Below are 19,406 nucleotides of genomic sequence, written 5' to 3'. Positions count from 1 at the left end.
CTGCATGCCGATTGAGAGTGGTTGTATGGCGTTTTTGCGTTTGAAAGACCGGGGCGATACTCCTGAACGGGGTTTGACTTCGAAGAGATCCGGCCAGCGCTGGGTGGTGGTGCCGGTTGTCGGCGCGGCCTTGGCGCTGTGGTCGGTGGCAACTATGGCCGGCCTCTATTCGCTCGGTACCTCGCTCACCGCAGCCTCCAACAGCCTTCCGCACAGTCTGCTTCTGCCGAACGCAGCACTTGCCGATTCGCGCCGCAGCCTCGCCAATTCGTGGGCGCCGCGGCTTTCGGCGCAAAAATCACAGGCCTCGCTGCTCAGCCAATGCGACGCCGGCTGCGCGCATGCCGCCGCGAACTTCGCGCATGACGGCAAGATGGCGCGGCTGAAGCCGGCCACGCACGCTGTGGCCCCGAGCAGTGTCGCCTCAAACATTGCGCCAAACACCAGCGTCGCTCTCGCCACTTCGCGCGGCATGCGCTTCGACGGCGTGGTGGCCAAGGCAGAGCTGTCGCCGCAAAAGCTGGCTGCCGCCTTCGCCAAGGCCTCGAATGCGCCCTTCATGCTTGCCAGCCTTCCGGTCGCTGCCCGTTTCGCCGAAGTCCGGCTGCCCGATCAGCATGGCCCGGCCTCGGAACGCTTTGGGCCGGAAGTGGCTGAGATCGAACGCTCATCGCGCCTGGCGCTGGCGCTGGCCAACAGCTTGCCGGAAGACGCTGACATGCTGGCCCCGCCGCCGGCCGTTGAAGCAATCGCCGGAGGGCAGGATCCTGAGCAGGCCGAGGTTCAGGTCGCTTCGCTGCCGCCGCAGGACGATCTGCCCGACAACATTGCGTTGCCCGGTTGGCGTCCACGCGCCGAAACCGCTCAGCCTGCCGAGGCTCGGCAAGCCAGCAAGCCCAGGGCAGCCAAGCCACAGACCGACAGGACGCCCGAGAGCCCCGCACCCCAGTCGCCGGGCAATTCGTCGCCGCGCTCGCCACGCAGTACTTCGGAGGTCGCCGCACTGCCTGGCGTGCCAGACAGCCAGAGCATCCAATCAAGCCGGATCAAGCCTGGCAAACGGTCGAAGACACAGGCCGGCGAGATGCTGGCCTATGCCAAGCCGGACGTCCCGGCGGGCGGTGTCGGTCGCGCCTTCAAGGATCTGTTCGCCACGCCCGGAATGGGCGGCGGCGTCGCCGTGTACGATATCTCGGCCAAGACCGTCTATATGCCGGACGGCTCGCGGCTGGAGGCCCATTCGGGGCTGGGTTCGATGGTCGACCAGCCGCGCTTCGTGCACAAGAAGAATGTCGGCCCGACGCCGCCCAACACCTATGATCTGCGACTGCGCGAATCCCGCTTCCATGGCGTCGAGGCGCTCCGTCTCACTCCCGTCAGCGGCGGCAATAAATACGGCCGCGACGGCCTGCTCGCCCACACCTACATGCTGCGCGGCGGCCGTGCGGAATCCAATGGCTGCGTCGTCTTCAAGGACTACGCCCGCTTCCTTGCCGCCTACAAGAAGGGCAAGATCAAGCGCCTCGTCGTCGTGCCGCGCCTGACCAAGCCGCTGACGCGGGTCGCTCAGGAAGGCCGGGGAGCGTAAGGCAGTAGGCAGTAGGCAGTAGGCAGTAGGCAGTAGGGCCCAGGAGCGTCCATCGTCTGTTCCTTGTTTTTCTGCCCCTATTGCCTATTCCCCACTGCCTATTCCCTTTTCACCCCCAGGCAGACTATGAGTGACCCCTGCGGGTCGGCTTCACCACGAGGACATCCATGACAATACGCGCTGTCGTTTGGGGCGAGAACATCCATGAGCGGACCAATGAGGTGGTCGCAGCCCTCTATCCCGAGGGCATGCACACGACCATCGCCAAGGCGCTGAATGCCGACAAGGCGATCTCCGCCTCGACCGCCACGCTCGAGCAGCCGGAGCACGGCCTGCCGGCCGACCGTCTGGCCGAGACCGACGTGCTGGTCTGGTGGGGCCACAAGGATCATGGCGCGGTGGCCGACGAGATCGTCGAGCGCGTCGCCCGCCGCGTTTGGGAGGGGATGGGGCTGATCGTTCTCCATTCCGGCCATTTCTCGAAAATCTTCAAGCGGCTGATGGGCACGCCCTGCACGCTGAAATGGCGCGAGGCGGGCGAGCGCGAGCGGCTTTGGGTGACCAGTCCCAGCCATCCGATCGCCGAAGGCGTCGGCGAATATTTCGAGCTCGAGAATGAAGAAATGTATGGCGAGCAGTTCGCCGTGCCCGAACCGCTGGAGACCGTCTTCATCTCCTGGTTCCAGGGCGGCGAGGTGTTCCGTTCTGGGCTGACCTATCGCCGCGGCGCCGGCAATGTCTTCTACTTCCGCCCGGGCCACGAGACCTATCCGACCTATCACGACGCCAATGTGCACAAGGTGCTGCGCAATGCGGTGAAGTGGGCGCACAATCCGCAGGGCACCAAGTCGGCGATCCTTGAGGCGCCGAACGTACCGGTCGAGAAGGCGCTGGAGCCGATCGTCGAGCGCGGCGGCAAGCTGCACGCTTCGGGCGAGGCCGGCTTCCGCTAAAGCAAAATCCAGGAAAAAAGGCGTAGCGGCTTTCCGCATGGGTTTCCTAGACCGTATCTGCGCCATATGATTGAATCGAACCAATTCGCTCGGAGTGCAGAGAATGCGGCTTTTGATACTGGGTACCGGCTGGATGGCGCAGGAGCATGCCCGCCGCTTCGGCGGTATCGACGGCGTCGAGATCGTCGGTGCTGTCGACGTCGATGAACAGCGCGTTGGCGAATTTGCCGACGGGTTCAAGATACCGAAGCGATTCACATCGCTGGAAGACGCGCTGGCGTGGGGCGAGTTCGATGCGGTCGCCAACGTCACGCCCGACCGCATTCACCACCCGACCACCATGGCGCTGATCGCGGCCGGCAAGCCGGTGCTGTGCGAAAAGCCGCTGGCCGAAGACTTCGGCAAGGCAAGCGAGATGGCCAAAGCGGCTGAGGCCGCCGGCATCGTCAACATGGTCAATCTCACCTATCGCAATGTCGCTGCCTTGCAGAAGGCGCGGCAGATGGTGCTGGCCGGCGAGATCGGCACCGTCCGCCACGTCGAGTCCTCCTATCTGCAGAGCTGGCTGGTGTCGAAATTCTGGGGCGACTGGCGCACCGACCCGAAATGGCTGTGGCGGCTGTCGCGTGACCACGGCTCCAACGGCGTGCTCGGCGATGTCGGCATCCACATCCTCGATTTCGCCAGCTATGGCGCCGCACTCGACATCGACCACGTGTTTTGCCGGCTGCGCACCTTCGACAAGGCGCCAGGCAACCGCATCGGCGAATACGACCTCGACGCCAATGACAGCTTCGCCATGACGCTGGATTTCTCCAACAGCGCCTTTGGCGTCGTTCACGGCAGCCGCTGGGCGACCGGCCACATCAACGAATTGCGCCTGCGCATCTATGGCGACAAGGGCGGCATCGAAGTCGTGCACAATCTCGAGGGTTCGGAACTGAAGGCGTGTGTCGGCGAGGATATCGAGAACGGCAAATGGCAGGTGCTCGACGCCGGCACGGTGCCGACCAATTACCAGCGCTTCGTCGATGCGGTTCGCAGCGGCGTGCAGGCCGAGCCTTCATTCCACCATGCCGCCGAACTGCAGAAGGTGCTGGATCTGGCCATGGTTTCGGAACAGAAGCGGACGGAACTGAGGGCCAGCGCCGATACGCAGTGATGTGAAGGGGAGGAAGAAACTATGGTCTCGCGCCGCGCGCAATGTCTCTGCGGCCAGCTTTCAGCCGTCTGTTCGGGCGAGCCGGTGCGCATCTCGGTCTGCCACTGCCTCGACTGCAAGCGCCGCACCGGCAGCGCCTTCAGCTACAATGTCCGGTTTGCGCAAGCTGATGTATCGATCGAGGGGCGGGCGAAGCAGTTCACGCGCACCGGCGACGAGGGCGGCCGCGTCATCTACAATTTCTGTCCGGAGTGCGGCGCCGCCGTCCACTATCGCATCGACACGCAACCCGGCGTGATCGCCATTCCCGTCGGCGCCTTCGCCGACCCGTCGTTCCCGCCGCCATTTCAGTCTTTTTACCACGAAAGCCGGCGCTGTGAGTGGGTCGAGATCAATGCCGAGCCGCTGGCGACGTTCGACTGAAGGCCGCTTTTTGGATACCCGGAACCGTCCGCACGCTCCGCGCCTTCAAGAGGGCATCGCCCCTGATTGCCATTGCCGGGCCGTTAGCCATCGCGCTCGGCTGCCCCATGAATAGGCATAAGTCAAGACGAATCCGGCTTGCGGCCCGATTGCTGACATGCTTACCTGACGGCATGTGTTCAATGGGGGTATATGGATGGCTAAGGAATCTTCGAATTCCGCTTCTTCAGAAAAGAAGGCGGACGTAAATCTGATAGGTAACACAGAAGGAAACGGGCTGAACTTCATGGGAGTTCAGGCTCGCGAAAACGGAACCGCCGGCGACGCCGTCGGTGTCGACAAGATCCGTGACCTGCTGTTCGGCAACCAGATGCAGGACTATGACCGCCGTTTTTCCAAGCTTGAAGAACGGGTGTTGCAGCGCTTCAAGGATGTCGAGTCCGAGGCCAAGCGCAATCTCGAAATGTACGAGTCGAATGCAAAGAAGCAGATCGATTCGCTTGCAGGGCAATTACGGAGCGAAAAAGATTCACGAGCCGATGCCGACAAAGAGATCGACCGGAATCTTCGCGAGCAAAACCAGGCTCTTGAAAAGCAGGTGCGCACGTTGTCGGATCAGTTGAGCGCGCTCGAGCGCGACGTTTCGGACCGGATAAATCGAAACGATCATTTGCTGCGTGAGGAAATCAAGCAGAAGAATGAAGGCGTTCAGATGCTGATCGAGAAGATGTTTGCCGACCTCAGCAACGTCAAGACCGACCGAAATCTTTTGGCTGGCCTGTTTGTCGAGGTTGCAAAGTGTCTCAATCAGGATCCCGTCGGGAGCAAGAGCAACTCGGACCGTAGCTGGAAAGTGAGTTGATGGGACCTTGACGTCCACCGTCGACCCATTCAACCTTCCGCAAAGAACAGCCTCGAACGATACAGAGATTGATCGCGAGGCTCTGGCTCGTCTTTTGATCGAAATTGCCCGGAACGTTGATCCGGACTACCGTGCGCAGTTCGAGGCGGTTCCAACCGCCGATCCGCGCATGGAAACGCTGCGGCAGTTGCTGGTCAGCCGCGAAATCTCCGAGCTTTCACGCGTCACGCATCTGCTCGACGAACCCGAGCAGCTTGCGGCGGCCGTGGGCGACGTTCTTCCCAGTGCTGCCGGACGAGCGCCTTACGCGCAACTCGGCGAGGCGCTTGCGCCAGCTGTCGAACGGGCTGTGCAACGGTCGATCCAGAAGAGCCCGCGCACGCTGACGGACATATTGTACCCGGTGTTTCTGCCGGCAATTCGCAAGTCGATCGGCGAAAAGATCGACCAGACCTTTCAGTCGCTGAATGAAACTCTAAGGCACATATTCACCTGGCACGGGCTCAAGTGGAGACTTGAAGCCTGGAGAACAGGGGCAAGCTTCTCCGCAGTTGTTCTGAAGCATTCCCTTGTCTACCGTGTGGAACATGCCTTTCTCATTCATCGGAATTCAGGCCTTTTGATAGCGCATGTAACTGCCGACAATGCGACGAGCGAAGATCCTCAGCTCATTTCTTCGATGCTCAGTGCGATTCAGGATTTTGTAAAAGACTCATTTAACGAGAAAGAGCAGAGCGGCCTGGACACAATCCGTTTCGGCGAGCTTCGTCTCTGGTCGGAAGTTGGACCGTTTGCGACCCTGGTTTCGGTGATCCGGGGAAATCCGCCGGAGGAATTGCATGAAATCGTTCGCGATGTGTTGCTTCGCATCCATGAGGAAAGCTCACAGGCCTTAGAGCAGTTTGACGGCGACGGTTCGCAGCTGGCCAGCGTAGAGGCGCAGTTGCAGACCTGCGTCGAGCTGAAGCAGGAGGAATCAAACGACGGATTTCCGTGGCTGGTGGCGGCCGTTGCCCTGCTGCTTTTGAGTCTGGCAGGCGGTTGGTACTTTCTTTCCTGGCAATCAGCGCAGCGCTGGCAGGCTTACGTGTCGCGCTGGCAGGCTTACGTGTCGCGAGTGGAGGCCCAGCCGGGCATCATCGTTGCCGAACAGCAGGTACGCGATGGCCAGTTCTATATTGCCGGCCTGAGGGACCCGCTTGCCGTCGACCCGCAGTCGCTGTTGTCAGGCACGGGAGTCGATCCGGCCGGGGTTCATTCGCAATGGCAATTTTATCAGAGCCTTGAGCCGGAGTTCGTGCTGAAGCGGCTGACGGCGTCGCTGGCTCCGCCGGATTCAGTGCGACTTTCGATTGTCGATGGCCGCATCGTCGCCGAGGGTGAGGCTCCCGACACCTGGATCAGCCGGGCGCGCGCGGCGGCCCAGCAGCTTTCGGCAGGCGGGCCGGTCTTCGATATCTCGGGGGTTCGTGACGTAAGTCCCCAAGTGCGCGAGGCGGAGCGCTGGCACGCCTATGTGTCGCGACTGGAGACCCAGCCGGGCATCATCGTTGCAGACCAAAAGATAAGCGACGGCCAATTCTATATTGCCGGCCTGCGAGACCCGCTTGGCGCCGATCCGCAGTCGCTGTTGTCGGGAACAGAGGTCGATCCCGCCCGGGTTCATGCGCAGTGGCAGTTCTATCAGAGCCTTGAGCCGGAGTTCGTGCTGAAGCGGCTGACGGCGTCACTGTATCCGCCGGAAACAGTACGACTTTCGATCGTCGATGATCGCATCGTTGCCGAGGGTGAGGCTCCCGACACCTGGATCGATCGCGCGCGCGCGGCGGCCCGGCAGCTTTCGGCAGGCGGACCCGAATTCGACATCTCCAAGGTTCGTGACGTGAGCCCCGAAGCACGCGCGGCGGAGCACTGGCAGTATTACGTGTCGCGACTTGAGGCCCAACCGGGAATCATCGTCGCCCAACAAACGGCGAGGGGCGGACATTTCTATATTTCCGGCTTGAGAGACCCGCTTGCCGCCGACCCGCAAGCCCTGCTGTCCGGAACGGACGTTGATCCTGCCCGCGTTCATGCACAGTGGCAATTCTATCAGAGCCTTGATCCGAAGTTTGTGGTGAAGCGGCTGACGGCGGCGCTGTCCCCGCCGAAAACCGTTCAGCTCTCGATCATCCAGGGTCGCATTGTGGCCGTGGGTGAGGCTCCTGCCGGCTGGATCAACCGCGCGCGGGCCGCCGCTGAACAACTTTCGGCGGACGGAGTGGTTCTGGATGTCTCGCAGCTGCGTGAGCTGAACCTCGCAGAACTTAATCATTTGAGGCAGGCGATCCAGACGACCGATATTTTCTTCTCTTCCGGCAAGGTTGTGCCGGGACCGGAGCAGACGCCGGTTCTCGACAGGTTGGCGGATCAAATAAAGGAATTCGCCCAGAGTGCCCGCAATTCCGGCGTAACGGCGCGGTTCATGTTGACCGGGCATTCGGACACCACGGGCCGTGAGACGGCCAACGCGTCGATCAGCGCCGCCCGCGCCGAGACAGTTCGTGCGCTTCTCAACAAGCGCGGCGTTGCTCCCGAACTGCTGCTGGTTCGGGGCGCGGGCACTTTTGAGCCGGCTGTACCTGAAAACAGTCTAACCGGTAGCTCCACCAATCGCCGGGTTTCGATTACGGTAAACCTGGACTAGCGGAGCCCAGCATGTTGCAAAAAAAGATCTGCATGCTGGGCGGCTTCGCCGTCGGAAAGACGAGTCTGGTCCGCAGGTTTGTGCAGAGCATCTTCTCAGAAACCTACTTGACCACCGTCGGAGTGAAAATCGACAAGAAAAGCGTCGCGCTCCCGGACAAAACCGTGGATCTGATTTTGTGGGATTTGGCCGGCGAGGACGATATCGGCTCATTCCGCGTCAGCTATGTTCGAGGTGCAACCGGGCTCGTGCTAGTCGTCGATGGAACCCGCGCTGCTACTCTTGCCGTGGCACTCACGCTGCGCGAACGGGTCGAGGCCGAATTCGGCGCCATGCCGTTCGTATTGCTGTTCAACAAGTCCGATCTGGCCGATCGGTGGGCGATATCGGATCGTGAGATCAACGAGTTGAGGCAACGTGGATGGCAAATCTATCTAACAAGTGCGCTCTCGGGCGAGCAGGTAGATGACGCCTTTCGTCAACTTGCCTTGATGGTCACCAAATAGACCATGCATGAATTGCCAAAAGAAGTCAGAAATTGGTTTTTCAATTTCTTCTTCGACGGGCACGCTGTCGCTTATCTGAAAATCGACCCTGAGCTTTGCATAGCTGCCAAGGGCGGTAATGTTGAACATTACGGGCTGTCATCACTTCGCATCGGCAAGCCTGTTGCCGAGCAGCTTGAATTCATGGAGGGTTTGCTGCCTTGCCCGGAGCTTCCGTTTCGCATGGACATGGTTGAACTGCCCGGCGGGCGTGTCGCCGACCTCCATTTTTTTGCTGACAATGCGTTCGTGTGGCTGCTTTTTCTGGACGCCACTGCCGAACGAGACAACAGGCAGCGGCTTCAACAGAAGGCCTATGAAATGACGCTCCTGCAAGAGAGGGAGCGTCAACTCAACGAAAAATTGCAATCGACGAACGAGGCGTTGAGGAAGAGCCAGGAGGGATTGGCGCGTGAATATCAGCGCGCCGAAAACCTGCTCCTCAACATTCTCCCGGCCTCGATCGCGGAGCGATTGAAAGCGCAAAAGAAAATTGCCGACAACCACGCAGAGGTGAGTGTGCTTTTTGCCGACATCGTCGGTTTTACGGAACGAGCGCGCAGCGTCGGAGCGGTGACGACGCTCGCTATTTTAAACTACTTCTTCAAGGCGGCGGATCGGCTCTCTGAGCGATACGGCTGCGAAAAGATCAAAACAATTGGCGATTGTGTGATGGTGGTCGCCGGCCTGCCCACGGCGCGATCCGATCATGCAAAGGCCCTCACGCGCTATGCGATTGAGCTGCGCAAAGCGGTCAAGCGGGAACGCTTCGCAGGAGAACCGATAAGGCTGAGAATTGGAATTCACTCAGGACCGATCGTCGCCGGCGTCATAGGCAAGAGGCGGTTCGCCTATGACCTGTGGGGTGAGACCGTTAATCTCGCCTCACGTATTCAAACGTCCGCGGAGCCCGATGAAATCCGTATTTCCGATGCAACTTACCAACTGCTTGGACCGAAATTTGCCTGCGACCCACTCGAGGAAACGGAATTGCGCGGTGCGGGTCGCGTGCGAATGTGGCGGCTCCCGAGCTGATCCGTCGCCTGCGGTGCGACCGTGGAGCGCCGATAGCGGCGCCCGAAAGCCATTGGCGTGACCTGATCTTGCGATCGCAAAGCACCCTTTGCGCTTGCCCGGAAGGCCTCTATTCTGGAGCACAGTGGCCGCTGGTGGGATAGAATGTCGGTACTGCCTTTTTTGAGAATCTACGCACCGCTAAATGCGGTGCTGGCTGCGCCTGGGCTTCTGGCGGTGGCTGCGCTCACGATGCCGAACATGTCCGGACGAAGCAGACTGGCTCTGGCTGCCGTGCTCGCTGTCATTTGGGCCGCCTATCTTCTGCAGATGGCCGAGACCCTGCTCAAGCGCTGGGCGGGAGACCTCAGGGACAGGACACCGGCAATCGCGATCGATGTGCTCGCGGTTTTGGTTCCACTCGCCGCATTCCTGCTCGACGGCACGCCCGACCGCAGCCTCTACTGTGCTGTCTGGCTGCTGAAGCCGCTGCGCGACTCGACGTTCTTCCCGCTGCTTGGCAGGGTTCTGGCCAACGAAGCGCGCAACCTGGTCGGCGTCACCACGGTCTTCGGCCTGGTTCTGTTCGGTGTCGCACTCGCGGCCTATGTCATCGAGCGCGACGTCCAACCGGAAAAGTTCGGCAGCATCCCCGAGACAATGTGGTGGGCGGTGGTCACGCTGTCCACTACCGGCTATGGCGACGACATTCCGCAAAGCTTCGCCGGCCGCGTCCTTGCCGGGGCTGTCATGATGTGTGGCATCGGCATCTTCGGGCTCTGGGCCGGCATTCTTGCCTCCGGCTTTTATCAAGAAGTCCGTCGCGAGGATTTCGTCCGCAATTGGCAATTGATTGCCGGCGTTCCGTTGTTTCAGAAGCTTGGCCCGGCCACGCTGGTCGAGATCGTGCGCGCGTTAAGACCCCGCACGGTGCCGGCGGGCGCCGTGATCTGCCGCAGCGGCGAGACCGGCGATCGGATGTTCTTCGTCGTGGAGGGCCGCGTCAGCGTCGCGACGCCGAACCCGGTGGAGCTTGGCCCTGGCGCCTTCTTCGGCGAGATGGCGCTGATCAGCGGCGAACCGCGTATGGCGACCGTCACTGCCGCAACTTCTGTCTCACTGCTGTCGCTGCACGCGGCGGATTTCCAGATGCTGTGCAGCAGCAGCCCGGAAATTGCGGAAATCATCCGCAGGACAGCGCTCGAGCGGCGCGGCGCGGCGCCGGTGGCTTGACCGTACAGCCGATGGTGGCCCGGCTGGAACTGGATGGTACGGCTCTATCGACCACGCGCGAAGGTTCTGGACGGCACGTGGAAGGTCCCAGAGGCGTAGCCGGAGACCTAAACGTAGCCGATCCACTCTACCGGCGGCTCGTTGTTTGGCGCTGTGCGTCGACAGTTCCTGCCCCGCGGCCTTTCGGACGACCGGCTTTGGCTAAGCTCTAATGCCTTAGAATCTTGCTTAGAAAAGCCCGGCTGCGGTCGGTCTTCGGGTCGGAGAAAAACGCTTCCGGCGTGCCGCTTTCGACGATGGCGCCGGCGTCCATGAACACCACGCGCTGCGCCACCTTGCGGGCAAAGCCCATTTCGTGCGTTACCACCATCATGGTCATGCCTTCCTCGGCCACCGCGACCATGACGTCGAGCACTTCGGAAATCATCTCGGGATCGAGCGCCGAGGTCGGTTCGTCAAACAGCATGATCTTGGGGCGCATGCCGAGGCAGCGCGCGATGGCCACACGCTGCTGCTGGCCGCCGGACAGCTGTGACGGGTAGGCGTTGACCTTGTCGGCGAGGCCGACCTTGGCCAGCAAGTCGCGCCCGGCCTGCTCGGCCTCGGCGCGGGGGATCTTGCGCACATGGATCGGCGCCAGCGTGACGTTTTCCAGCGCCGTCTTGTGCGGGTAGAGGTTGAACGACTGGAAGACGAAGCCGATCTCGGTGCGCAGCTGCGTCATGTTGGTGGCGGGGTCGCCGAGGCGCTGGCCGTCGACGACGAGGTCGCCATCCTTGATCGCTTCCAGGCCGTTGATGCAGCGGATCAGCGTCGACTTGCCCGAACCACTTGGGCCGCAGACGACGACCACTTCGCGCGGCTCGACGCTGAGCGTGATGTCCTTCAGCACATTGAGCGAGCCGAACCATTTGTTGACGCCGCGAAAGTCGATCATGCCCGTTTTGGTCAGGTTTGTCTTGGTCGGGCTTGGATTGGTCATGGCGGTCAGCCCTTTGGGTTCGATGTCACAGCTGCACCTCGCCATGCGCCGCGCCCATGCGGCGCTCCAGCCGGCGGGCGAGCATGATCAGCGGATAGCAGACGACGAAATAGCCGACGCCGACCAGGAAGAAGACCAGCAGGCCGTTGGGCACACGCTGCACCACAAGCCAGCCGACGCGGGTGAGGTCGGTCAGCCCGATCGCCGAGACGACGGAGGAATCCTTGATCAACAGTACATATTGCCCGACCAGCGGCGGCAGCACGATGCGCATCGCCTGCGGCAGCACCACCTGGCGCATGCGTTGCCAGCGCGACAGGCCAGACGCCAGAGCTGCCTCAACCTGGCCGGTCGGCACCGAGCGGATGCCGGCGGCGACGATCTCGCAGATGAAGCACGCGGCGAGGTTGGTGAGCGCGATGATGCCGGCCGTGAAGGCATCGAGCTCGATGCCGAATTCCGGCAGGATGAAGAAGATCAGAAAGATCTGCACCAGAAACGGCGTGCCGCGGATCAGGTCGACCCAGGCGCCGATCACGCTCGAGATCAGCCGGTTGCCGCCGGTGCGCAATATGCCGAGGCCGAAGCCAAGCAGCGTGCCCAGCACCAGGCTGATCGCCGACAGCATCACGGTCATGCCAAGGCCGCGCAAGGCGAGGGGGTAGCTGCCGGCCAGGCTTTGCAGCTGTTGCCAGATCATGTGCTGCTCCTTGCCGGCTGCAGACCGAGCCACCGACTGGACAGCCCCGCCAGCCCTTTGAGGCAGTAATAGAGCAGCAGATAGAAAGCGGCGATGGTGAGAAAGCCTTCCGCCGGCATGAAGCGGTCGGACGCCAGCAACTGGCCGGCGCGCGTCAGTTCGGAAACCGAGATCAGCGACAAAAGCGCGGAATCCTTGACCAGCACGATCGCCTGGCCGAGCAGCGGCGGGATCGTCACCTTGAAGGCTTGTGGCAGGATGACCAGGCGCATGCGCTGGACATAGGTCATTCCCGAGGCAACCCCGGCCTCGACCTGGCCGCGCGGGATCGACAGGATGCCGGCGCGGATGATTTCCGCGACATAGGCGCCGCTGTTCAGCGACAAAGCGATGATGCCGACGACGAGCTCGGGCAGGACGAAGCCGAGACGCGGCAGGCCGAAATAGAGGAAGTAGAGCTGCGCCAGCAACGGCGTGGCGCGCACGGCATCGATATAGCCCTTGGCCAGCACGCGAAACAGCTGGCCGCGCTGCAGGTTCATGGCGGCGAGCACGATGCCGACGGCCAGCGCGCCCGCAAAAGACAGCGCCGACAGCCACACGGTCGTGATCAGACCCTGCCCGAACAGCGGCAGATATTCGACGATGGTGCGGAAGCTGAAATTTTCGAGCATGGCGGTGAATTGTGAATGGTGAATGGGCAGTAGTGAGTAGTGAGTGGTGAGCAGTGAAGGGCGTCCGGAATGGCCATTCACCATTCACCATTCACTACTTCCTACTCACTACTCCCTGCTTACCTCTGCTTAGTGATCCTTCTTCCAGGCGTCGGAATTGACCCAGTAGTCGAGGTTCTTCTGCAGGCGGCCGTCGATGCTGACCTGGTTGAGGAACAGGTTCATCCAGATCAACAGGTCCGGCTCGTCGTAGCGGGTGGCGAAGGCAAGCGGCTCCTTCGACAACAGGTCCGGCATGATGGTGAAGGTGCCGACGGGATAGGCTGTCGACTGACCCTTGACCGCCGAGACGTCGTTGACGCCGCAATCGGCTTGGCCGTTGTTGACCGCGTCGAGCAGCAGCGGGCCGCCGCCCTTGTAGCTCTTGATGTCGGCATCCGGGAAGGCGTTCTTGGCTTCCTTTTCGCCGGTGGCGCCCAACAGCACGGCGATCTTGGTGCCCTTGGCCTTGCAGTCCTCGGTTGTCTTGAACTTGCTGTCGGCCTTGGTGAAGACGGTGCTGCCCGTATACATGTAAGGTGTGGTGAAGGCGACCTTCATGCCGCGCGCCAGCGTCGGCGTCATGTCGGCGACGAGCAGGTCGGCCTTGCCCGAAAGCAGCGCCGGGATCAGCCCGTCCCAATCATAGTCGAGGAAGGTGATCTTGACACCCATTTCCTTGGCCATCAGTTCGGCGAGTTCGACCGAACTGCCGGTGCGCTCGCCGGCCGCGCCGACCAGCGAGAAGGGAGGTCCTTGCGTCTGTACCGCGACGCGCAGTTCGCCGCGCTTGGTGATCTCGTCGAGCGTTCCGGCACTGGCAGCAGCGGTCAGGCCCGCAAGCGCAAGTCCGGCGATGAAAAGCTTGGCAATCTTCATTTGGCATTCCTCCTGTTATCGTTGTTGTTCCACTTTGTTATTCCACCCTTTTGGGTGTTTTTTGAGCGGCGGCACCGTTTGCCGGCGGCAGCCACCGTTCGAAAATCCTCAGTCCCAGGCCACCGTCTCGGCAACCTTGATGCCACGCCTGGCCAGCTCGTCGAAGAACGGCCCGTCCGGCACATGCAGCAGCGGGTTCAAAAGCCCTGGTGTGGCGATCTCGCGCCGCGCCAGCATCTGCGCCACGATGCTGGCGGGATAGCCGACGCCAAGGCTCATGCCGAACAGGCCTGATGCCAGGTCGCGTTCGATGATCAGGTCCGACGTAACCGTTTTGGCGCGACCGCCCTCGAGACCGGAAAAGACATTGCGCATCACGCAAAGGTCCTTCTCGTCAGCGCCATACTGCAATTGCGGGCCGAGCAGCCGGCCGAGAAATTCGCGGGGGCTGGCGCCGGTGCCGGGCACCTTGTCTTCGGAGAGGAAGCCGAGTTCCTTCAGCGGCGCCCAGAACGCCGACCATCCCGGCCAGCGCAGTGTATAGCGGCCCGAGCGTTGCAATCCCTTGGCGGCCGCCAGCATCTCGACATAGTGCAGCGCGTCGCCATTGGGGAAAGCTTCCAGCCGGCCGAGGCCCGCGACCTCGATCTCGTGGATGAAGGCATTGTCGTGCTGCCGCCCGGCCGGCACTTCGACGCGCTTGCCATGCTCGATCATCACGCTGTCGCGGTTCTGGCTGACCAGAACCATGTCGAAATTCCAGCTCACCTTGTAGCAGAGCGGCTTCGCCATCGCCTTCGGTTCGGGGATGCCGCCGCAATAGGAATCGATCGAGGAGATCCTAGAGAACTGCTTTGCGGCGCGCGCGTAGAGCACGAGGTCGATGCCGGGATCGAGCCCGCATTCGGTCATGATCGAAACGCCGGCCTGTTCAGCCTCCGCCGCCAGATCGGCAATCGCCTTGCCGTAATTGGTGGTGACCAGCGGCGTGCGCGTTGCGATCGCGGCCTGCACCGCCTCGCGCATCAATGGCTGTGGCAACAGATCGATGGCGGCGTCGACATCCGCCAGCACGGTGGCAAGTGCCGGGCCGATGGGGCCTTCGGGCACGACGAAACGCACGCGGGAAAGGTCGGTCAGCCCGGCAAGCCGTGCAGGGCCGTCAGCCGACGTATCGACGCAGACGACTTCCTCGACACCGGCGCTGGCGACGAGATCGGCGATGGCCGCCCGTCCCTGCAGGCCGAGGCCGCCGAGAACAGCTATTCTCATGCCGGCTCCTTGCGTGACGGTGTTTCTTCCGACCAGCAGCCTTCGGGAAGGCTGACCCATTTGTTGCATGAAGCCATGACGACGAAGGTTTCGCTGCGCACGACTTCCCCGGGAATGCCGGCGCCCGGAATCAGCTCGCTGGTGATGCGGTAGAGGTCGGCGACATCGCCGGCGACGGTCACGTCGACGATGATGTCGAAGCGCCCGGTAACCACCGAGGCCGAGTTGACGAAAGGCAGTTCGGCAATGCGCTGCGCCAGTTCCCGGGCGCGGCCACGTCCCTGAGCGTTGATGCCGACAATGGCAGAGATCAACTCGGGGCGTTCGGTCAGATTGAGCAGCCCGACGATCTTCAAGAGGTTGCGGTCGAGCAGATTGCGCAACCTTGAGCGCACCGTCGGCACCGAGATCGCCATCGTCTCGGCGAGCCGGTTGATGCCGGGCTGGGCATCCTGCGACAACAGCTTTACCAGCCGTCGATCGGTTTGATCGAGATGCTCACGCAAAGGCAAGCCTTTCATAAAGGGAAAGAAACGATCGGATTTTCTTTCGGATATGAAAAATACCTTATGGGGAATTTTTTACAGCAGCAAGAGCTATGTCATCCCTCTGTGTCCCTTCCGTGTGCGTTCGGGCAAGACAGGATCAGGGGCCTCTGTCCTGCTGGACATCTCCTCACAAGAGGGAAATCGCTAGTTTCGTCGAGGTTGCCACATTTGTTCTTGTTTTGTTCCAGCAGCTATGCTACTAATTTGGGGTAGGTGCTGATTCGCGCCGCCAGCCCGCCTTCCGAGGCGGGTTTTTTGTTTTCAGCATACCTTTGAAGGTTCATCGCCGCCTTTGAGGCTGGCGGGACAGCGCCGTTCGGGGCGCTGTGTTCGAAGGCGAAAAAGCAAACGGCGCAAGAGGTGTGCTTCGAATTTCATGGAAAGGAACGGTGAATCGATATGAAGAAGATTTTTCATCTGTTGGTGCTAACTGCAATCTGCACCATTGCTGCTACCATGGTGCCAATTGGCGCCGCATATGCCCAGAATGCGCCCTACTGGCGTGCGGACTGGGAGGAGGGGCCTTGCACCGGAGCCTCGTGCTATACCGACTGGTCTTTCGTTCAGGCGGAGGATCCCGCGGAAGCTGATCCCAACCTGAACGCAATTGTCAGCGGCTTGGTCTCGACCGGCGCGGGGAATGTATCCTCGCACGGCGGCAACAGCTTCGGAAAGTTCGAAACGACGGTGGCTGCCATCAATGCTGGAAAGCCCCATTCCAAAGTCTACAAAGAGTGGCTCTTTCCAGGCGGCCTGGCCAAGAACGACGCTTTCGGACGTCCGCTCCAGGCCGTGTCGCCATCAGGGATCGATGGGACCTATGTCTCGTGGTTTTTCATTCCGTCCAATTACCAGGCGGCCAATGGCTGGACGAATATCTTCCAGTTCAAGGTGACCGAGCAATCGCCTTTCTCGCAGGAACCAACGTGGTGGGTCAACTTGCGCGACAGTCAGACTGAGGATTTGCTGCTGCTGCATGTGGAAAATGCGGCACCCGGAACCTACAATCCGGCTAATGATGTTCCCGCACCGAAGGGCCGTTGGTTTCAGCTGCGCGCGGATCTCTATGAAGGGGTGGGCATCGATTGGTATCTGGACGGGGTGTTTTGGCAATCATCGTCAAACGCAACGTGGCCGGTCGGGCGGGATTCAGACGGATCAGGTACACCTCAGTCATTTGTGTTTGGCGTGGGTCACTATGGTGGAGTTGGCAAGATCTATACGGACGATGCCTATTTGATCGCAAAATAGCTACTGCCAAATTGCCCTGGCGCATAAAACACTAAGCTGCTTCGGGTCCAAACGGGGCAGCTTTTTTTGCACTTGAGCACGTCGCGTTTGAACGGGACCCCTGCGACGCGCTTAAGTCTCTGTTCATGCATGTCGTCGTCCCAAAACCGCTGTGCATTTTGGGGCGACAGGCAGTCGAGGATGTGCGCGACAGCACTAGGCGACGGAGTTCGGAGACGATCTTGCCGCCGCCGTGGTCGCTTGAACGCGACGCGAGGTCGTAGTGAGCAACGCACCCGCATAGCAGGCCGACCGAGTTGCGGCGTAGCCGCAACTCACGCCTTCACCTGATAAGCGGAGAGGCTCATTCGCGACATGGCCAAAAGCGGCCTTTCAATAAAACTATAACTCGCCAGGGACACGGCGATGCAGGCGGTGACAATAGCTATGCCTGCAAGCCATGGTGACACATTGGCGGTTGCAACGACAGGAGCGATCGCGAGCAGCACGATAGGATGGGTCAAATAGAGAGAGTAGGAAGCATCTCCCAGCCTTGCCAGCACGCGAGGAGCAAAAAGTCGGAAGTAGCTCTCCAGGCTGATGCAACCCGCGACAAGGATCAGCGCCGGGATACCTTGAGCAAGGGTTCGCGGCAAGTTGAAGCCAAGTACCATCACCAGTGTGGACACAATAGCGAACCCGACAGCCGAGGCACCCAGGAAAGCGGGCAAACGCACCAGTCTGCCGACCAGATGGCCGACAGCCATGCCGGCAAGGAACTCAAACAGGATTGGCGTGGTATAGAAAAACAGCACAGTGTCGGCGGCGGGTTTGAAGATAATGCGTGCGGCTACGGCGATTGCAAAGACAACGCCAATCGTGGCCATTTGCGTCAGCGCACCAAAACCCATAGTCGCCGCGAACAGAATGTAAAACAGGATTTCCAGATTGAGCGTCCAACCCACGCCAAGCACTGGCTGGACATAGCCTGTGGCCGTATCGAGATAGGGCACGAAAAGCAGGCTGTTGGTAATCTGCTCAAAGGACACTCCACGACCGGCAAACAGCCAAAGTGCGGCGACCATGAGGAAGGTCATGACCCAATAGAACGGAACGACGCGCGTGAACCGCTGCATCAAAAAAGCACGGTGGTCGCGATGTCTGTTCTCCGTCGAGAGAACCATGACGAAACCGCTGATGACGAAAAACAGGTCGACGCCGCTGTTTAGAATGGGAATAGGCAAATCGAGCACGCCTAGTGCGGCCGGAAGATGATAGATAACAACCATAAGGGCTGCTAGCCCCCGCAGGGTCTGTATCGATGTATATTGTTGAATCCGACGCGGCGCAGCCTGATCATTATCCGGAATGACGTTCATTAAAAAATGTCCCCGATACCGGAGAATATTAACACAGATGAGATCGTTGATGCGACGATTAACTGCCGGTTTAATTAATACATAAAATTTGAATAGCTTTCACCGACTTTCGCGGCCTGGGCCTTGCGATCGCCATCGTCTCGGCGATGCCTTGGCGCGCTGCTTGTATGCGCTATCGCCCGGCCTGGAAGATCGCCACCGCTGCCGCCGTCAGCGCGGCATTGCCGGCCGCAACCGTGCCATCCGGCAGATGCTTCCCATCCTCCAGCCCGACGCGCGTCGACCAGTTGCGATCCGCCGCACGGCGCACGAACGGCCACACCGTCGCGTTCTCGCCATGCAGCAGGATGGCACGGCGAATGCCGGCGCGCTCCAGGACCTGTTCGATGCCGTCGGCGACCGCAAAAGCCTCGTCTAGCGTCTGCTCGGAAATCTCGATCAGCACGCGCAGCACGCGCCCGCCATGGTCGAGGCCGACGAGGCGCTCGGCGTCGGCGACCGAGGCCAGACCCGCCTCGATGCCGATGCCGCGCTGGCGCAGGCTCTCCATGACGATCGGTGCCGCCGCCTCGCTGAGATTGACCGAGGCATAGTCCGGCAATTCGCGCCAGCCGGCGATGGCGACCAGCGTGCTTGTATCGTCATTCTCGATCCAGGCGCCGGTAGAAACGCCGATCAGCGTGCCGGGGCAGGCGCGGCGCAGCGCTGCGATCGTCGGGTCCATCGCCGCCGGCGAAACGCTTTCGCGGCGGTCCGCTCCGCGCGCATGGACATGCAACTCGGCCGCGCCCGCGGCAATAGAAGCCGCCCCATCGCGCGCCATCGCCTCGGCATCGAGCGGCAGCGTGGGGTGAAAATCGGCGGCGCGCGCGCCGTTGATGCAGGTCTGGACGATCATGGCTCTCGCGATCCTGTTGCCGATGGGCGAGCCTAGCAAAGGGCAGGGTGGAGAGGAAACGGGCGCGGTAAAGACTGCTGACAGTGTGTTGCGCCAAACCTGGGCAATGCCGAGTTCCTTCGCACCCCCCTCTGGCCTGCCGGCCATCTCCCCCTCAAGGGGAGAGATCAGCTGCGTCTACGGCGTTGCAACGTTGGAGACCGGCGAAGGCAGAGGTGAGGTCCAATCTCCCCCCTTGAGGGGGAGATGCCCGGTAGGGCAGAGGGGGGTGTCTCGCGGAAACCTCAGGTGGTGTTCGGCGTCGCCGCGCCCATCATCGCTACGATCAGCACCGAAGCA

Annotated in this window: 18 protein-coding genes; 10 read left to right on the top strand and 8 right to left on the bottom strand. The window is 61.2% G+C overall.

The annotated features are described in order from the left end of the window. Positions 1 to 25 precede the first annotated feature (25 nt). The 9 genes from NLY43_RS06430 (at position 26) to NLY43_RS06390 (ending at position 10,466) form a co-directional block, all read left to right on the top strand. Positions 26 to 1,588 (top strand): tlde1 domain-containing protein, encoded by a 1,563-nt coding sequence (locus NLY43_RS06430; protein ID WP_084558234.1) that lies wholly within the window; start codon positions 26 to 28, stop codon positions 1,586 to 1,588. Between the two features lie 167 nt (positions 1,589 to 1,755). Next, entirely contained in the window at positions 1,756 to 2,541 is a 786-nt protein-coding gene (locus NLY43_RS06425) for a ThuA domain-containing protein (protein ID WP_023701869.1), read from the top strand. A 103-nt stretch (positions 2,542 to 2,644) separates the two neighbouring features. Then, positions 2,645 to 3,703 (top strand): Gfo/Idh/MocA family protein, encoded by a 1,059-nt coding sequence (locus NLY43_RS06420; protein ID WP_023711879.1) that lies wholly within the window; start codon positions 2,645 to 2,647, stop codon positions 3,701 to 3,703. A gap of 21 nt (positions 3,704 to 3,724) precedes the next feature. After that, positions 3,725 to 4,126, top strand: coding sequence for a GFA family protein (locus NLY43_RS06415; RefSeq protein WP_023689042.1), 402 nt, complete (start codon positions 3,725 to 3,727; stop codon positions 4,124 to 4,126). Positions 4,127 to 4,322: 196 nt separating this feature from the next. Continuing rightward, a complete protein-coding gene (locus tag NLY43_RS06410; RefSeq protein ID WP_023670314.1) occupies positions 4,323 to 4,988 on the top strand; it encodes a hypothetical protein in 666 nt (221 codons plus the stop codon). Between the two features lie 7 nt (positions 4,989 to 4,995). After that, the gene (locus NLY43_RS06405) at positions 4,996 to 7,674 is read left to right on the top strand and encodes an OmpA family protein (RefSeq protein WP_031199432.1); all 2,679 of its coding nucleotides are present in this window, start codon (positions 4,996 to 4,998) and stop codon (positions 7,672 to 7,674) included. A gap of 11 nt (positions 7,675 to 7,685) precedes the next feature. Next, complete coding sequence (locus NLY43_RS06400; protein WP_023689040.1) at positions 7,686 to 8,180, top strand: Rab family GTPase; 495 nt, start codon at positions 7,686 to 7,688, stop codon at positions 8,178 to 8,180. 3 nt (positions 8,181 to 8,183) lie between these two features. Beyond that, positions 8,184 to 9,254, top strand: a complete 1,071-nt coding sequence (locus tag NLY43_RS06395) for an adenylate/guanylate cyclase domain-containing protein (RefSeq protein ID WP_023689039.1) — start codon at positions 8,184 to 8,186, stop codon at positions 9,252 to 9,254. A 144-nt stretch (positions 9,255 to 9,398) separates the two neighbouring features. Further along, on the top strand, positions 9,399 to 10,466 hold the full coding sequence (locus NLY43_RS06390; protein ID WP_023693904.1) for a cyclic nucleotide-gated potassium channel: 1,068 nt from the start codon (positions 9,399 to 9,401) through the stop codon (positions 10,464 to 10,466). A gap of 208 nt (positions 10,467 to 10,674) precedes the next feature. On the opposite strand, the gene NLY43_RS06385 is transcribed toward NLY43_RS06390, so the two are convergent. The 6 genes from NLY43_RS06385 to NLY43_RS06360 form a co-directional block, all read right to left on the bottom strand. After that, positions 10,675 to 11,403 carry an amino acid ABC transporter ATP-binding protein gene (locus NLY43_RS06385; RefSeq protein ID WP_023670319.1) on the bottom strand — a complete coding sequence of 243 codons (729 nt, stop codon included), beginning with the start codon at positions 11,401 to 11,403 and terminating at the stop codon, positions 10,675 to 10,677. A gap of 70 nt (positions 11,404 to 11,473) precedes the next feature. Next, positions 11,474 to 12,148 carry an amino acid ABC transporter permease gene (locus NLY43_RS06380; RefSeq protein WP_023684787.1) on the bottom strand — a complete coding sequence of 225 codons (675 nt, stop codon included), beginning with the start codon at positions 12,146 to 12,148 and terminating at the stop codon, positions 11,474 to 11,476. After that, positions 12,145 to 12,822, bottom strand: a complete 678-nt coding sequence (locus NLY43_RS06375; RefSeq protein ID WP_023695534.1) for an amino acid ABC transporter permease — start codon at positions 12,820 to 12,822, stop codon at positions 12,145 to 12,147. The genes NLY43_RS06380 and NLY43_RS06375 overlap by 4 nt, the downstream gene beginning before the upstream one ends. A gap of 129 nt (positions 12,823 to 12,951) precedes the next feature. Further along, on the bottom strand, positions 12,952 to 13,740 hold the full coding sequence (locus NLY43_RS06370) for an ABC transporter substrate-binding protein (protein ID WP_023711877.1): 789 nt from the start codon (positions 13,738 to 13,740) through the stop codon (positions 12,952 to 12,954). Between the two features lie 108 nt (positions 13,741 to 13,848). Then, positions 13,849 to 15,012 carry a saccharopine dehydrogenase family protein gene (locus NLY43_RS06365; protein WP_023711876.1) on the bottom strand — a complete coding sequence of 388 codons (1,164 nt, stop codon included), beginning with the start codon at positions 15,010 to 15,012 and terminating at the stop codon, positions 13,849 to 13,851. Further along, a complete protein-coding gene (locus tag NLY43_RS06360; RefSeq protein ID WP_023670324.1) occupies positions 15,009 to 15,518 on the bottom strand; it encodes an Lrp/AsnC family transcriptional regulator in 510 nt (169 codons plus the stop codon). Before NLY43_RS06360 ends, NLY43_RS06365 begins: the two co-directional genes overlap by 4 nt. 441 nt (positions 15,519 to 15,959) lie before the next feature. On the opposite strand from NLY43_RS06360, the gene NLY43_RS06355 reads away from it, so the two are divergent. Beyond that, complete coding sequence (locus tag NLY43_RS06355) at positions 15,960 to 16,811, top strand: hypothetical protein (protein ID WP_023711875.1); 852 nt, start codon at positions 15,960 to 15,962, stop codon at positions 16,809 to 16,811. Between the two features lie 314 nt (positions 16,812 to 17,125). Here NLY43_RS06355 and NLY43_RS06350 read toward each other — a convergent pair whose 3' ends face one another. Together NLY43_RS06350 and NLY43_RS06345 are read right to left on the bottom strand one after the other, a co-directional pair. Beyond that, positions 17,126 to 18,169 carry an acyltransferase family protein gene (locus tag NLY43_RS06350; protein WP_084561166.1) on the bottom strand — a complete coding sequence of 348 codons (1,044 nt, stop codon included), beginning with the start codon at positions 18,167 to 18,169 and terminating at the stop codon, positions 17,126 to 17,128. A gap of 172 nt (positions 18,170 to 18,341) precedes the next feature. Further along, positions 18,342 to 19,067 (bottom strand): 3-keto-5-aminohexanoate cleavage protein, encoded by a 726-nt coding sequence (locus tag NLY43_RS06345; RefSeq protein ID WP_023711873.1) that lies wholly within the window; start codon positions 19,065 to 19,067, stop codon positions 18,342 to 18,344. Positions 19,068 to 19,406 lie beyond the last annotated feature (339 nt).

Source organism: Mesorhizobium sp. C416B, assembly GCF_030323165.1.
In the GTDB taxonomy this organism is placed as follows: Bacteria; Pseudomonadota; Alphaproteobacteria; order Rhizobiales; family Rhizobiaceae; genus Mesorhizobium.
This window is presented reverse-complemented; position numbering and strand designations above follow the sequence as displayed.

What these genes read in the sequence shown, in the direction of transcription:
- NLY43_RS06355 (WP_023711875.1), top strand. Translation starts at nt 15,960, where the DNA reads ATGAAGAAGATTTTTCATCTGTTGGTGCTAACTGCAATCTGCACCATT.
- NLY43_RS06410 (WP_023670314.1), top strand. Translation starts at nt 4,323, where the DNA reads ATGGCTAAGGAATCTTCGAATTCCGCTTCTTCAGAAAAGAAGGCGGAC.
- NLY43_RS06415 (WP_023689042.1), top strand. Translation starts at nt 3,725, where the DNA reads ATGGTCTCGCGCCGCGCGCAATGTCTCTGCGGCCAGCTTTCAGCCGTC.
- NLY43_RS06375 (WP_023695534.1), bottom strand. Translation starts at nt 12,822, where the DNA reads ATGCTCGAAAATTTCAGCTTCCGCACCATCGTCGAATATCTGCCGCTG.
- NLY43_RS06365 (WP_023711876.1), bottom strand. Translation starts at nt 15,012, where the DNA reads ATGAGAATAGCTGTTCTCGGCGGCCTCGGCCTGCAGGGACGGGCGGCC.
- NLY43_RS06380 (WP_023684787.1), bottom strand. Translation starts at nt 12,148, where the DNA reads ATGATCTGGCAACAGCTGCAAAGCCTGGCCGGCAGCTACCCCCTCGCC.
- NLY43_RS06430 (WP_084558234.1), top strand. Translation starts at nt 26, where the DNA reads ATGGCGTTTTTGCGTTTGAAAGACCGGGGCGATACTCCTGAACGGGGT.
- NLY43_RS06385 (WP_023670319.1), bottom strand. Translation starts at nt 11,403, where the DNA reads ATGATCGACTTTCGCGGCGTCAACAAATGGTTCGGCTCGCTCAATGTG.
- NLY43_RS06350 (WP_084561166.1), bottom strand. Translation starts at nt 18,169, where the DNA reads ATGAACGTCATTCCGGATAATGATCAGGCTGCGCCGCGTCGGATTCAA.
- NLY43_RS06390 (WP_023693904.1), top strand. Translation starts at nt 9,399, where the DNA reads ATGTCGGTACTGCCTTTTTTGAGAATCTACGCACCGCTAAATGCGGTG.
- NLY43_RS06420 (WP_023711879.1), top strand. Translation starts at nt 2,645, where the DNA reads ATGCGGCTTTTGATACTGGGTACCGGCTGGATGGCGCAGGAGCATGCC.
- NLY43_RS06370 (WP_023711877.1), bottom strand. Translation starts at nt 13,740, where the DNA reads ATGAAGATTGCCAAGCTTTTCATCGCCGGACTTGCGCTTGCGGGCCTG.
- NLY43_RS06395 (WP_023689039.1), top strand. Translation starts at nt 8,184, where the DNA reads ATGCATGAATTGCCAAAAGAAGTCAGAAATTGGTTTTTCAATTTCTTC.
- NLY43_RS06400 (WP_023689040.1), top strand. Translation starts at nt 7,686, where the DNA reads ATGTTGCAAAAAAAGATCTGCATGCTGGGCGGCTTCGCCGTCGGAAAG.
- NLY43_RS06425 (WP_023701869.1), top strand. Translation starts at nt 1,756, where the DNA reads ATGACAATACGCGCTGTCGTTTGGGGCGAGAACATCCATGAGCGGACC.
- NLY43_RS06345 (WP_023711873.1), bottom strand. Translation starts at nt 19,067, where the DNA reads ATGATCGTCCAGACCTGCATCAACGGCGCGCGCGCCGCCGATTTTCAC.